The 13,299-nt window shown below is 66.5% G+C and carries 10 protein-coding genes; 4 read left to right on the forward strand and 6 right to left on the reverse strand.

Annotation, left to right across the window (positions count from 1 at the left end; all coding sequences use genetic code 11):
- Positions 1-41: 41 nt before the first annotated feature.
- From hslU to PTT45_RS21280, 5 genes are all read right to left on the reverse strand, one after another.
- Positions 42-1,382, reverse strand: coding sequence for an ATP-dependent protease ATPase subunit HslU (gene hslU, locus PTT45_RS21260; RefSeq protein ID WP_273815984.1), 1,341 nt, complete (start codon positions 1,380-1,382; stop codon positions 42-44).
- Positions 1,383-1,409: 27 nt separating this feature from the next.
- Positions 1,410-1,940 carry an ATP-dependent protease subunit HslV gene (gene hslV, locus PTT45_RS21265; RefSeq protein WP_273815985.1) on the reverse strand — a complete coding sequence of 177 codons (531 nt, stop codon included), beginning with the start codon at positions 1,938-1,940 and terminating at the stop codon, positions 1,410-1,412.
- 95 nt (positions 1,941-2,035) lie between these two features.
- Positions 2,036-2,722, reverse strand: a complete 687-nt coding sequence (locus PTT45_RS21270; protein ID WP_273815986.1) for an SPOR domain-containing protein — start codon at positions 2,720-2,722, stop codon at positions 2,036-2,038.
- On the reverse strand, positions 2,723-4,462 hold the full coding sequence (gene argS / locus PTT45_RS21275; protein ID WP_273815987.1) for an arginine--tRNA ligase: 1,740 nt from the start codon (positions 4,460-4,462) through the stop codon (positions 2,723-2,725).
- 107 nt (positions 4,463-4,569) lie between these two features.
- Positions 4,570-6,789 (reverse strand): primosomal protein N', encoded by a 2,220-nt coding sequence (locus PTT45_RS21280; protein ID WP_273815988.1) that lies wholly within the window; start codon positions 6,787-6,789, stop codon positions 4,570-4,572.
- Between the two features lie 163 nt (positions 6,790-6,952).
- Here PTT45_RS21280 and rpmE point away from each other — a divergent pair, with 163 nt between their 5' ends.
- The 4 genes from rpmE (at position 6,953) to PTT45_RS21300 (ending at position 10,766) form a co-directional block, all read left to right on the forward strand.
- Positions 6,953-7,165: a 50S ribosomal protein L31 gene (gene rpmE, locus PTT45_RS21285; protein WP_043311131.1), complete on the forward strand. Its 213-nt coding sequence runs from the start codon at positions 6,953-6,955 to the stop codon at positions 7,163-7,165.
- A gap of 8 nt (positions 7,166-7,173) precedes the next feature.
- On the forward strand, positions 7,174-7,974 hold the full coding sequence (locus PTT45_RS21290) for a thermonuclease family protein (RefSeq protein WP_273815989.1): 801 nt from the start codon (positions 7,174-7,176) through the stop codon (positions 7,972-7,974).
- A complete protein-coding gene (locus PTT45_RS21295; RefSeq protein ID WP_273815990.1) occupies positions 7,971-9,410 on the forward strand; it encodes a M48 family metalloprotease in 1,440 nt (479 codons plus the stop codon). Before PTT45_RS21290 ends, PTT45_RS21295 begins: the two co-directional genes overlap by 4 nt.
- 87 nt (positions 9,411-9,497) lie before the next feature.
- Entirely contained in the window at positions 9,498-10,766 is a 1,269-nt protein-coding gene (locus PTT45_RS21300; RefSeq protein WP_273815991.1) for a malic enzyme-like NAD(P)-binding protein, read from the forward strand.
- Positions 10,767-10,826: 60 nt separating this feature from the next.
- On the opposite strand, the gene PTT45_RS21305 is transcribed toward PTT45_RS21300, so the two are convergent.
- Positions 10,827-13,241, reverse strand: a complete 2,415-nt coding sequence (locus tag PTT45_RS21305; RefSeq protein WP_443218220.1) for a penicillin-binding protein 1A — start codon at positions 13,239-13,241, stop codon at positions 10,827-10,829.
- Positions 13,242-13,299: the final 58 nt, after the last annotated feature.

Below are 13,299 nucleotides of genomic sequence, written 5' to 3' on the forward strand. Positions count from 1 at the left end.
TGAAGCGGGGTGGATAACGCATTATCCACTCCGCGCGCGCATCAGAGAATGTAGCGCGACAGGTCTTCGTCCTTCGCCAGCTCGCCGAGGTGGCCGTTGACGTAGTCGGCGTCGATGCGGATCGGTTCGCCGTTCTGCTGGCCGGCCAGGTCGCCGGCGCTGAAGGAGACTTCCTCCAGCAGGCGTTCGAGCAGGGTGTGCAGGCGACGGGCGCCGATGTTCTCGGTCTTCTCGTTGACCTGCCAGGCGATCTCGGCGATGCGCTTGATGCCGTCGGCAGCGAACTCGATGTTCAGCCCTTCGGTTTTCAGCAGCTCGCTGTACTGCTCGGTCAGCGCCGCGTGCGGCTCGGTGAGGATGCGCTCGAAGTCCTCGGGCGACAGCGGCTTGAGCTCGACGCGGATCGGCAGGCGGCCCTGCAGTTCGGGCACCAGGTCGCTGGGCTTGGCCAGGTGGAAGGCGCCGGAGGCGATGAACAGGATGTGGTCGGTCTTGACCATGCCCAGCTTGGTGTTGACGGTGCAGCCTTCGATCAGCGGCAGCAGGTCGCGCTGCACACCCTCGCGGGACACGTCGGCGCCGCCGACGTTGGCGCGCTTGGCGACCTTGTCGATCTCGTCGATGAACACGATGCCGTGCTGCTCGACCGATTCCAGGGCGCGGGCCTTGAGGTCTTCTTCATTGACCAGGCGCGCGGCTTCCTCGTCGCGCACCAGCTTGAAGGCTTCCTTGACCTTGAGCTTGCGACTCTTCTTCTTGCCCTTGGTCAGGCCGGAGAACAGATTCTGCAGCTGGCTGGTCATCTCCTCCATGCCCGGCGGGGTCATGATCTCGACGCCGGCCGGCTGTTCGGCCACCTCGATGTCGATTTCCTTGTCGTCCAGCTGGCCCTCGCGCAGGCGCTTGCGGAACAGCTGGCGGGTGTTGGAGTCCTGGGTCGGCGCCGGGTCGTCGTTGAAGCCGACACGGGCTGGCGGCAGCAGGGCGTCGAGAATGCGTTCCTCGGCGGCGTCCTCGGCGCGGTGGCTCATCTTCTGCACTTCCTGCTCGCGCAGCAGCTTGAGCGCGGCATCGGCCAGGTCGCGGATGATCGATTCGACGTCACGGCCGACATAGCCGACCTCGGTGAACTTGGTCGCTTCCACCTTGAGGAACGGTGCGTTGGCCAGCTTGGCCAGGCGGCGGGCGATCTCGGTCTTGCCGACGCCGGTGGGGCCGATCATCAGGATGTTTTTCGGTGTCACTTCCTGGCGCAGCTCGGCCGGCAGCTGCATGCGCCGCCAGCGGTTGCGCAGGGCGATGGCCACGGCGCGCTTGGCGTCGTCCTGGCCAATGATGTGGCGGTCCAGCTCGGACACGATTTCACGGGGGGTCATGGGCATGCAGGCTTGCTCCAGCAGAAACCGCGCTTACTCGGCGCAGTCTTCCTCTTCGATAGTCAGGTTCTGGTTAGTGAAGACACAGATGGAACCGGCAATGTTCAATGCCGCCTCGGTGATTTCACGCGCACTCAGGTCGGTCTTCTGCAGCAGGGCCATGGCCGCGGCCTGGGCGAAACCGCCGCCGGAGCCCATGGCGATCAGGCCGTGTTCGGGTTCGACCACGTCGCCGTTGCCGGTGATGATCAAGGATGCGTCCTTGTTGGCCACTGCCAGCATGGCTTCCAGGCGGCTCAGCGAACGATCGGTACGCCAGTCCTTGGCCAGCTCGACGGCGGCGCGCACCAGATGGCCCTGGTGTTTCTCCAGCTGGCCCTCGAAGCGTTCGAACAGGGTGAAGGCGTCGGCGGTGGCGCCGGCGAAACCGGCCAGCACCTGGCCGTGGTAGAGGCGCCGGACCTTCTTGGCGTTGCCCTTCATCACGGTGTTGCCGAGGGAAACCTGGCCGTCGCCGCCCATGACGACTTTGCCGTTGCGGCGGACTGAAACGATGGTGGTCAAGGGTGAATCTCCACGCAGCGGGGCTGATATGCCCGAATGGAGATCAGATGGGGTGGCCCGTCCGGCTTTTCAACCGGAGCGGGCAACTTGATGGCTCAGCGGCTCTGCCGCTGTTGTAGCAAGAGATTGCTGAAGCCGCTGCCGGCCAGCTGCTTCTGCGCGGCCGCCAGCTGTTCACGGCTGGCGTAGGGCCCGACCAGCACGCGGAACCAGTTCTCCTCGCGCACCTTGCCGGACTCCACCTGCACGTTCTCGCCGAGCAGGAGGATCTGCGCGCGCACCTTGTCGGCGTCCTCGCGCTTGCGGAACGAGCCGGCCTGCAGGAAGAACTGGGTGGTGACCGGCGCCTTGGCCACCACGGGCGGCGGAGGCGGAGTCTGGCCATTGAGCAGGGCCTCGGCGCGGGCGGCGTCGATCTTCGCTGCTTCTTCCGGCGTCACCGGCTTGGTTTCTGGTGGCTTGGGCGCGTCGGCCGGCGGCAGGGAGTCCGGCGGCACTATGACCTCGGACTCCGGCAGCAGCGTGTAGAAGTCGTACTTGGGCTTGGTCGGCTCGGCGGCCACCTGCGGCTTCTTCTGCTGCTCGGCGGCGCGCTTCTGCTCCTCGGGCTTGGCCCGCTTCACGTCGTCGCGGCCCGGCTCCAGGCTGAACAGGAACATGAAGAAGCCGCCGATGACCAGGCCGCAGGCCAGCCACACCCAGCCCGGCACCGGCTTCTTCGCCGGCGCCTGGTAGCGGCTCGCGCCGCGCTTGGGAGCGGGCTTCTTCTTCGCTGCCGCCACTTACATGCGCTCCAGGGTCGGCAGGCCGAGCAGTTCCAGGCCCTGCTTGAGGGTGCGGCCGGTCAGGGCGGCCAGGCGCAGGCGGCTCTGCTGGGTGGCTTCATCCTCGGCACTGAGGATCGGGCAGTTCTCGTAGAAGCTGGAGAACAGGCCTGCCAGGTCGTACAGGTAGCTGCACAGCAGGTGCGGGGTGCCTTTTTCGGCGACGCTGGCGAGCAGCTCGTTGAACTGCGCCAGCTTGGCGCCCAGCGCCTGCTCCTGGTCGGTGACCAGGGCGATCTTGCCGCCGATCTCGCTGACATCCTTGCCCAGCTTGCGGAACACGCTGGCCACGCGGGTGTAGGCGTACAGCAGGTAGGGCGCGGTGTTGCCCTCGAAGCTGAGCATCAGCTCGAAGTTGAAGCTGTAGTCGCTGGTGCGGTGCTTGGACAGGTCGGCGTACTTCACCGAGGCGATGCCGACCACGCGGGCGATCTCGCGCAGCTCGTCTTCGCCGAGGTCCGGGTTCTTGCCCTTGACCAGGGTGTAGGCGCGCTGCTCGGCTTCGTCGAGCAACTCGACCAGCTTCACGGTGCCGCCGTCGCGGGTCTTGAACGGGCGGCCGTCCGGGCCGTTCATGGTGCCGAAGCCCATGTGCTCCATCTCGAAGCTGGCAGGCACGAAGCCGGCCAGGCGCGCAGCGGCGAAGACCATCTGGAAGTGCAGAGCCTGGCGCTGGTCGACGAAGTACAGGGCGCGGTCGGCCTTCAGTACACCGGCGCGGTAGCGGGTGGCGGCCAGGTCTGTGGTGGCGTACAGGTAGCCGCCACCGGCCTTCTGCACGATCAGCGGCAGCGGGTTGCCTTCCGAGTTCTTGAACTCGTCCATGAACACGCACTGGGCGCCATTGTCCTCGGTCAGCAGGCCCTTGGCCTGCAGGTCGGCGATGACGTTGGGTAGGTCGTCGTTGTAGGCGCTCTCGCCCTTGACGTCGGCCATGCTGAGTTTCACGCCCAGGCGGTCGTAGAGCGCCTGGCAGTGGCTCAGGGAGATGTCGTTGAAGCGGTTCCACAGGCGCAGGCACTCGGCGTCGCCAGCCTGCAGCTTGACCACCAACTCGCGGGCGCGGTCGGCGAACTCGGCGGACTCGTCGAAGCGCTTCTTGGCGGCGCGGTAGAAACCTTCCAGGTCGGCCAGCTCGCTCTCGGCGGCAGCCGGGTTTTCCTGCATGTAGGCCAGCAGCATGCCGAACTGGGTGCCCCAGTCGCCCACGTGGTTCTGGCGGATCACCGTGTCGCCGAGGAACTCCAGCACGCGTGCCACGCTGTCACCGATGATGGTCGAGCGCAGGTGGCCAACGTGCATCTCCTTGGCCAGGTTGGGCGCCGACAGGTCGACCACCACGCGCTGCGCCGCGCCGTTCTTGCGTACGCCTAGCTTGGCGTCGGCCAGGGCGGCCTCCAGGCGATCGGCCAGGGCGTCGCTGTTCTGGAAGAAGTTGAGGAAGCCGGGGCCGGCGATGTCCACCTTGCTGATGCCGGCGTCGGCCGGCAGCGCGGCGACCAGCTTTTCGGCCAGGTCGCGCGGCTTCATGCCGGCCGGCTTGGCCAACATCATGGCGATGTTGCTGGCGAAGTCGCCGTTGCTCTTGTCCTTGGTGTTCTCCACCTGGATCGCCGGAGTCAGGCCCTCGGGCAGCACGCCCTCGGTGGTCAGGCTGGTCAGGGCTTGCTGGATCAGGTGGCGAATCGTGTCTTTCATGGTCTGCTCGGTCGGCCGCGGCTGGTCGAAAACTGCGCATTATAGAGGCAGCCATCCGCAGCAGGCCACCCGCAGGCGGGGCCTCGTCGCTCGTGATTGGGATCGGGCTAGAACAGGTCGATCGGGTCGACGTCCAGCGACCAGCGCACCGCGCGGCCCTCGGGCATGGCCTCGAGGATCGGCAGCCAGTGGGCCAGCAGCTTGTGCAGCGGCGCGCGGCTGGCGCACTGCAGCAGCAACTGCGCGCGGAAGCGCCCGGCGCGGCGCTCCATCGGCGCCGGTACCGGGCCGAGCAGTTCGATGCCGGCCAGATGCAGTTCGTCGCGCAGTTGCTCGGCATAGGTGCAGGCCTGGTCGAGGAAGCCCTCGGCCTGGCCCGGCTTGTGCGCCTCGCCGCGCAGCAGGGCGAGATGGGCGAAGGGCGGCAGGCCGGCACCGCGGCGCTCGCTCAGGGCCTGCTCGGCGAATGCCGGATAGCCCTGCTCGGTGAGCTGCACCAGCAGCGGATGGTCGGCCAGGTGGCTCTGGATGATCACCTTGCCCGGTTCCTCGGCGCGCCCGGCACGCCCGGCCACCTGCACGGTGAGCTGGGCCATGCGCTCGCTGGCGCGGAAGTCGGCGGAGAACAGGCCGCCGTCGGCGTCGAGGATCGCCACCAGGGTCACGCGTGGGAAGTGGTGACCCTTGGCGAGCATCTGGGTGCCGACCAGGATGCACGGCTCGCCCTTGTTGATGGTGGCGAACAGCTTGTCCATGGAGCCCTTGCGCGAGGTGCTGTCGCGGTCGATGCGCAGCACCGGGAACTGCGGGAAGAGCAGCGCCAGACGCTCCTCGGCACGCTCGGTGCCGGCGCCGACCGGGCGCAGGTCGACCTGGTTGCACTCCGGGCAGTTGCGCGGCGGCCGCTCGACATGGCCGCAGTGGTGGCAGCGCAGCTCGTTGTGGCGCTGGTGCAGGGTCATGCGCGCGTCGCAGCGCGGACACTGGCTGATCCAACCGCAGTCATGACACAGCAGGGTGGGCGCGAAGCCGCGGCGGTTGAGGAATACCAGCACCTGCTGGCCGGCTTCCAGCGTCTGGCGAATGGCCTGCTGCAGCGGCCCGGAGATGCCGGCGTCGAGCGGCAGGCTCTTCACGTCCAGGCGCAGGAAGCGTGGCTGCTGGGCGCCACCGGCACGCTGGGTCAGCTTGAGCAGGGCGTAGCGTCCGGCATGGGCGTTGTGCAGGCTCTCCAGCGAGGGCGTGGCCGAGCCGAGCACGATCGGCAGGCTCTCCTGGCGCGCGCGCACCAGGGCCAGGTCGCGGGCGTGGTAGCGCAGGCCTTCCTGCTGCTTATAGGAAGCGTCGTGTTCCTCGTCGACGATGATCAGGCCGGGGTTCTTCAGTGGCGTGAACAGCGCCGAGCGGGTGCCGATCACGATGTCGGCCTCGCCGTCACGCGCCGCCAGCCAGGCGTCCAGGCGCTCGCGATCATTGACCCCGGAATGCAGCAGGGCGATGCGTGCATTGAAGCGGCGGGCGAAGCGCTCGACCGTCTGCGGCCCCAGGTTGATCTCGGGGATCAGCACCAGCGCCTGCTGACCGGCTTCCAGACAATGGCGGATCAGCTGCAGGTAAACCTCGGTCTTGCCGCTGCCGGTGACGCCGTACAGCAGGTAGGCGCCGAAGTCGCCCATGCCGGACTGCACGGCATTGAAGGCGGCGCGCTGTTCGGCATTGAGTGGCAGCTCCGGTTGCGCCAGCCAGCCGCCGTGGCGCTCCAGTGGCGCACTGCGGCGTACCTCGACGCGGGCCAGGCCCTTCTCCAGCAGCAGGTCGAGGCTGTCCTTGTTCAGCTGCAGTTTGCTCAGCAGTGCATGCGGTACGCCGTGGTGATGCTGGGCCAGGGCGCGCAACGCTTCGCGCTGGCGCGGCGCGCGGGCCAGGCGCGGGTCTTCCGGGCTGGCGCCTTCGGTTGCGTGCCAGTAGCGCTCCTGGCGTACTTCGGCGGGCTCGCCCTGGCGCAGCAGCACTGGCAGGGCCCAACTCAGGGTGTCGCCGAGGCTGTGCTGGTAGTACTGGGCCGTCCACAGGCACAGCTTGAACAGCGGCGCCGGCAGTGGCGGGGTGCGGTCGAGCAGTTCCAGGGCCGGCTTGAGCTTGTCCCGCGGCACGTCGGTGCTGTCGGCCAGCTCCACCAGTACGCCGATCACTTCGCGCCGGCCAAACGACACACGCAGGCGCGCGCCGGGCTGCAGCGCCGCACGCGGCACGCCTTGTGGCGCCAGGTAGTCGAACAGGCGGCGCAGTGGCGAGGGCAGGGCGAGGCGCAGGATGGTGTCGGGCACAGCAGGCTCCAGTAGCGAGGCGGCGATGCTAGCACGGCCGCACGTCGCCCAGGATCGCCGCCGGCTTGCGTGGGGGTGTTGGTCTGGTATAGTGCGCGGCCTATTTCCGTGCGGTACTTGGCAGCGAGCCGAGTGGCGGCACACTTAAACCGAGGAAAATACGATGAAAGCCGATATCCATCCGCAATACGAAGAAATGGTCGCCACCTGCAGCTGCGGCAACGTGATCAAGACCCGTTCGACCCTGTGCAAGCCGATGAGCCTCGACGTTTGCTCCGAGTGCCACCCGTTCTACACCGGCAAGCAGAAGATGCTGGATACCGGCGGCCGTATCGATCGCTTCAAGCAGCGTTTCGGCGTGTTCGGCAGCAAGTAAGCCGAATAGTGGTGCAAGCCACATTGCTGAAGAAGGCGTCCCTGGTGGGCGCCTTTTTCGTTTCTGTCTGCCTGGTTTCCCCGGCTCAGGCCTTCTGCCCACTGGCCAGCGACCTGGCGCCGCAACGCGTGGCCAAGGTGGTGGACGGCGATACCCTGCGCCTGGCCGATGGCCGCAGCGTGCGCCTGATCGGCATCAACGCGCCGGAGCGTGCGCGTGACGGCCGCCCGGCCGAGCCCTTCGCCGAGGCGGCGACCAGGCGCCTGCAGGCGCTGGTGGCGGCCAATGACGGGCGCGTTGGCTTGCGTGTCGGCACCAAGGCCCGTGACCACTACGGTCGCACTTTGGCTCACGCTTACGACGGCGGTGGACACAATCTGGAAGCACAGCTGCTGGCCGAGGGGCTGGGCTACCGCGTGGCATTCGAACCGGCCACCGGCCTCGAAGACTGCCAGCGCAGCGCCGAGGATGAGGCGCGCGAGCAGCGCGTCGGTCTCTGGCAACAGGCGCGAGTCACCACTCCCTTCGATCTGCGCAGCGGCGGCTTCGCCCTGGTGCGTGGCAAGGTCGAGCGGGTACAGCGCAATCGCGGTAGCCTGTGGATCGAAATGGACGGCCCGCTGGTGCTGCGCGTCGAGCTCAAGCTGCTGCGCCATTTCGATGTGGCTGCCTTACAGCGCCTGGCCGGACGTGAAATCGAGGCGCGTGGCTGGGTGATTGACCGCTCGCGGCGTGGCGGCGTACAAGCGGAGCAGGCCCGCTGGATGCTGCCGTTGACCCATGCAGCCATGCTCGAGGTGTTGCCATGAAGCTGCGTCTGTTCCTGCTGTTGCCCCTGCTGTTCCAGCTCGTCGGTTGCGCGGTCAACCCGGCCACCGGCAAGACCGACTTCGTGATGATGAGCGAGGAGCAGGAGATCGACCTGGGGCGCAACTACGCCGAGGAGATCGCCAAGCAGTATCCGCGCTATGCCGACGAGAAGCTGCAGGCCTATGTGCAGCGGGTCGGCGAGCGGGTCGCGCGTAACAGCCACCGCGGCAACCTCGACTATCGCTTCACCGTCGTCGACTCGCCGGACATCAACGCCTTCGCCATTCCCGGCGGGCACATCTACATCCATCGCGGCCTGATGGCCTACCTGGGCTCCGAGGCAGAGCTGGCCGCCGTGCTCGGTCACGAGGTCGGTCACGTCACCGCCCGCCACAGTGTGCGCCAGCAGAGCCAGTCCACGGCCTGGGGCATCCTCGGCCAGGCGGTGGCCATAGGTACAGGCGTCGGCGCCGCGGGTGACGTGACCAATGCGCTGGGCACCGCCTTCGTGCGGGGCTATGGCCGCGACATGGAGCTGGAGGCCGACGGCTTCGGTGCCCAGTACCTGGCGCGCAGCGGTTACGACCCGCAGGCGATGATCGAAGTGGTCAAGGTGCTCAAGAGCCAGGAGGACTTCGCCCGTGACGAGGCCCAGGCCAAGGGCCAGGAAGCAGCGCCGGCCGGCTATCACGGCCTGTTCGATACCCACCCGGACAACGACACTCGTCTGCGCCAGGTAGTGGCTTCGGCCAGCCCGCTGGTCAGCGGCAAGGGCGAGGTGGGGCGCGATGCGTACCTGAAGATGATCGACGGCATGCCCTTCGGCGACTCGGCCGAGGCTGGCGTGCAGCGCGGCCAGCGCTTCTACCATGTCGGCCTGGACTTCACCCTGGCCTTCCCGCAGGGCTGGGGGCTGATCAATCGGCCGGATGCGGTGATCGTCCACAGTGGCGACGAGCAGGCTTTCCTGGTCATGAGCATGCAGGGGCTGAAGGAGAAGACCGACTCGCAGTCGTTCATTCGCGAGCGTACCGGCGGCCGCGGTCTGACCGGCGAGCAGAGCCTCAAGCAGAACGGCCTGGATGTGACGACCGGCGTGCTGCAGGGCAACGGCGCCAAGCGGGTGGCGGTGATCGTGCGAGATCGCGAGGCCTTCCTCTTCGTCGGTGCGGTCAAAGGTCGCGCCTCGCTGGAGAGTGCCGACGAACAGTTCATGCAGGTGGTGCGCAGCTTCCGCCCCCTGCAGGCCGGCGAGCGTGAGCAGGGTCAGCCCTGGCGCCTGCATCTGGTACAGCTCAAGGCCGGACAGAGTCTGGAGGAGTTGAGCCGACAGATGGGCGGCGAGGGCGACAAGCTGAAGCGCTTGCGCCTGCTCAACGGTCTGTATCCGACCGGTCAGCCACAACCTGGCGATTGGCTCAAGGTGGTTCGCTGAATCGCCGCGAGCCCCGATCTTGTGGGCCTTGAGCACTTTGCGTATGCTCGGCCGCCTGCCTGTCACTGCAAAGCGGAAATAGCCGAAATGTCTGATCTGAAAACTGCCGCTCTCGAGTATCACGCTCAGCCCCGCCCGGGCAAACTCAGCGTCGAACTGACCAAGCCCACCGTCACCGCCCGTGACCTGTCCCTGGCCTACAGCCCGGGTGTGGCAGAGCCGGTACGCGAGATCGCCCGCGATGCCGAACTGGCCTATCGCTACACCGGCAAGGGCAACCTGGTTGCAGTGATTTCCGATGGCACCGCTATCCTCGGCCTGGGCAACCTCGGCCCGCTGGCCTCCAAGCCGGTGATGGAAGGCAAGGGCGTGCTGTTCAAGCGCTTCGCCGGCATCGACGTATTCGACATCGAAGTCGACTCCGAGAGCCCGCAGGCCTTCATCGACACCGTCAAGCGCATCTCCATCACCTTCGGTGGCATCAACCTCGAAGACATCAAGGCGCCCGAGTGCTTCGAGATCGAGCGCGCGCTGATCGAACAGTGCGACATCCCGGTGTTCCACGATGACCAGCACGGCACCGCGATCGTGACCGCGGCCGGCATGCTCAACGCCCTGGAAATCGCCGGCAAGACCCTGGCCGACGCCAAGATCGTCTGCCTCGGCGCCGGCGCTGCGGCTATCTCCTGCATGAAACTGCTGGTGAGCATGGGTGCTCAGGTCGAGAACATCTACATGCTCGACCGCAAGGGCGTGATCCACGCCGGTCGTGACGATCTCAACCAGTACAAGGCGGTATTCGCCCACGCTACCGACAAGCGCAGCCTGGCTGACGCGCTGGAAGGCGCCGACGTGTTCGTCGGCCTGTCCGGTGCCAACCTGCTGAGCCCGGATGATCTGCAGCGCATGGCGCCGAACCCGATCGTCTTCGCCTGCTCCAACCCGGACCCGGAAATCAAGCCGGAGCTGGCGCATGCCACCCGCAACGACGTGATCATGGCCACCGGTCGTTCCGACTACCCGAACCAGGTCAACAACGTGCTCGGCTTCCCCTTCATCTTCCGCGGTGCCCTGGACGTACGCGCCACCCGCATCAACGAGGAAATGAAGATCGCCGCCGCCAACGCCCTGCGTGAACTGGCCAAGCTGCCGGTACCGCAGGAAGTCTGCGACGCCTACGGCGGCATCGAGCTGAGCTTCGGTCGCGAGTACATCATTCCGAAGCCGATGGATGCACGCCTGATCACCGTGGTGGCCGACGCCGTGGCCAAGGCTGCGATCGAGAGCGGTGTGGCGACCCTGCCCTATCCGAAGCACTATCCGCTGAAGTCGGTGGACGAAGTGTTCAACGGCTGATCACCGTGCAATAAAAAAGCCCCGCAATGCGGGGCTTTTTTATTGCTGGTCCTGTACCGATCAGAACAGGTCGATCGGTGCCGACTCGTCGCCTGGCAGCGGGCTGCCAGGGATGCCCAGTGCCGGGTCCAGCTCGCTCATCGGTGGCGGCGAATCCTCGCTCTTGAACAGCTCGAAGTAGGCATCCGGCGTGCCGGGCGAGGCGGCGCGGCCGCTCACCGGGTCGACGCGCAGGCTGAGCAGGCCGGCTGGCTCCGGCGGCAGGTGATCCGGCTTGTCCTTCAGGGCTTCTCCCATGTAGCTCATCCAGATCGGCAGGGCCACGGTGCCGCCGTACTCATGGCGGCCCAGGCTCTCCGGCTGGTCGAAGCCGACCCAGACGGTGGTCATGTAGTCGGCGTTGTAGCCGGAGAACCAGCTGTCCTTGGACTCGTTGGTGGTGCCGGTCTTGCCGGCCAGGTCGCCACGGCCCATGGACAGCGCGCGGCGGCCGGTGCCGCGCTTGATTACGTCCTGCAGCATGCTGGTCATGATGTAGGCGGTGCGCTCGTCGATGATCTGCTCGGCCAATACGGGCTGTTGCGTCTCGGCGTTGGGCTCCTCGATCAGCAGGGCAGCATTCTGCTCCTCGACCAGCTGCGCGCTTTCCGGCGTGCGCGGAGGGTTGGCGATGAACAGTGGCTTACCGTCACGGCTATCGATGCGCTCGATCAGGTACGGCTGGATCTTGCGCCCGCCGTTGGCGAAGGCGCTCCAGCCGCCGGCGATTTCCAGCGGCGTCAGGCCGGCGGTGCCGAGGGCCAGGGACAGGTTGCGCGGCAGCTCCTGGCGGTTGAAGCCGAAGGTGCTGATGTAGTCGAGGGTGTAGTCGATGCCGATGGTCTGCAGCAGGCGGATCGACACCAGGTTGCGCGACTTGTACAGCGCCTCGCGTAGGCGGATCGGGCCGAGGAAGGTGTTGTTGTCGTTCTTCGGGCGCCAGGCTTCTTCCATGCCGGCCTCCTGGAACACGATGGGGGCATCGTTGACCAGGCTGGAGGCGGTGAAGCCGGCATCGAGCGCTGCGCTATAGATGAAGGGCTTGAAGCTCGAGCCCGGCTGGCGCTTGGCCTGGGCAGCGCGGTTGTAGTTGCTCTGCTCGAAGGAGAAGCCGCCGACCAGTGCGCGGATTGCGCCGTTTTGCGGGTCGAGAGATACCAGCGCGCTCTGCGCCGCAGGAATCTGGCGGAACAGCAGGGTGCCGTTCTCGGCGTCTGCCTCGACACGTACCAGGTCGCCGATCTGCGCGACATCGGCCGGCGACTGCGGGCGCGGCCCCAGGCTGTTGGTGTTGAGGAAGGGGCGGGCCCATTTCATGCTGTCCCAGGCCACCGGCTGCTCCTCGCCGCTGCGCAGCAGGACCATGATGCCGCTCTTCTCCACCTGGGTGACGATCGCGGGCTGCAGGCCGCCGATGCTCTTGTGCTTGGCCAGCTCCTGCTGCCAGGCCTCACGGGTGAGGCCGGGGAGGCGGGTCTCCGGGCCGCGGAAGCCATGGCGCTGGTCGTAGGCGATCAGGCCGTCGTGCAGGGAGCGATTGGCGGCGTCCTGCAGGCTGGACGGTACGCTGGTGGTGACGCGGAAGCCTTCGGTGTAGGCGTCGCTGCCATAGCGGCCGACCATCTCGGCGCGAGCCATTTCGGCGATGTAGGGGGCATTCAGCTCGATCGGTTGCACGTGGTGGCGGGCGTCGATGGGCTCGGCCATGGCGGCCTGGTAGCGCGCCTGGTCGATGGCGCCGAGCTTGAGCATGCGGCCGAGAATCCAGTCGCGTCGCTCCTTGCTGCGCTGCGGATTGACCAAGGGGTTGTAGCGCGAAGGTGCCTTGGGCAGGCCAGCGATCATCGCCAGCTGGCCGAGGCTCAGGTCGCGGATGGATTTGCCGTAGTAGACCTGGGCGGCAGCCTCGACACCGTAGGCGCGGTTGCCCAGGTAGATCTTGTTGACGTAGAGCTCGAGGATCTCGTTTTTGCTCAGCTCACGCTCGATCTGTAACGCCAGCAGGATTTCATTGATCTTGCGCGAGAAGCTGCGCTCGTTGGTGAGGAAGAAGTTCTTCGCCACCTGCATGGTGATGGTGCTTCCCCCGGTCTGGATGTGGCCGCTGGCCAATAACTGCGTAGCAGCGCGCATCAGGCTGGTGAAGTCGACGCCATAATGGTTGGCGAAATTGTCATCCTCGGCCGCCAGGAGGGCGCGGATGAAGTCCTGCGGGATGTCGTCGAAGCGAATCGGCGAGCGGCGCATCTCTCCGAATTCGGCGATCAGCTTGCCGTCGGTGCTATACACCCGCAGCGGTATCTGCAGCTGGATGCTGCGTAACGATTCGACGGAAGGCAAGCCAGGGCTAAGATAGAGAAAGGCCCCACTGAAACTGAGCACTAACCCGCAAAAAGCGGCGACGCAGGACCACCAGAAAAACTTCAGCAAACGCATCAAGGTTCTTGGAATTCCAGATAAAAGAATGGGTTAAGTGGTGCGCGGTGCGAAAAGA

The sequence above is a fragment of the Pseudomonas sp. Gutcm_11s genome, from assembly GCF_028649395.1.
In the GTDB taxonomy this organism is placed as follows: Bacteria; Pseudomonadota; Gammaproteobacteria; order Pseudomonadales; family Pseudomonadaceae; genus Aquipseudomonas.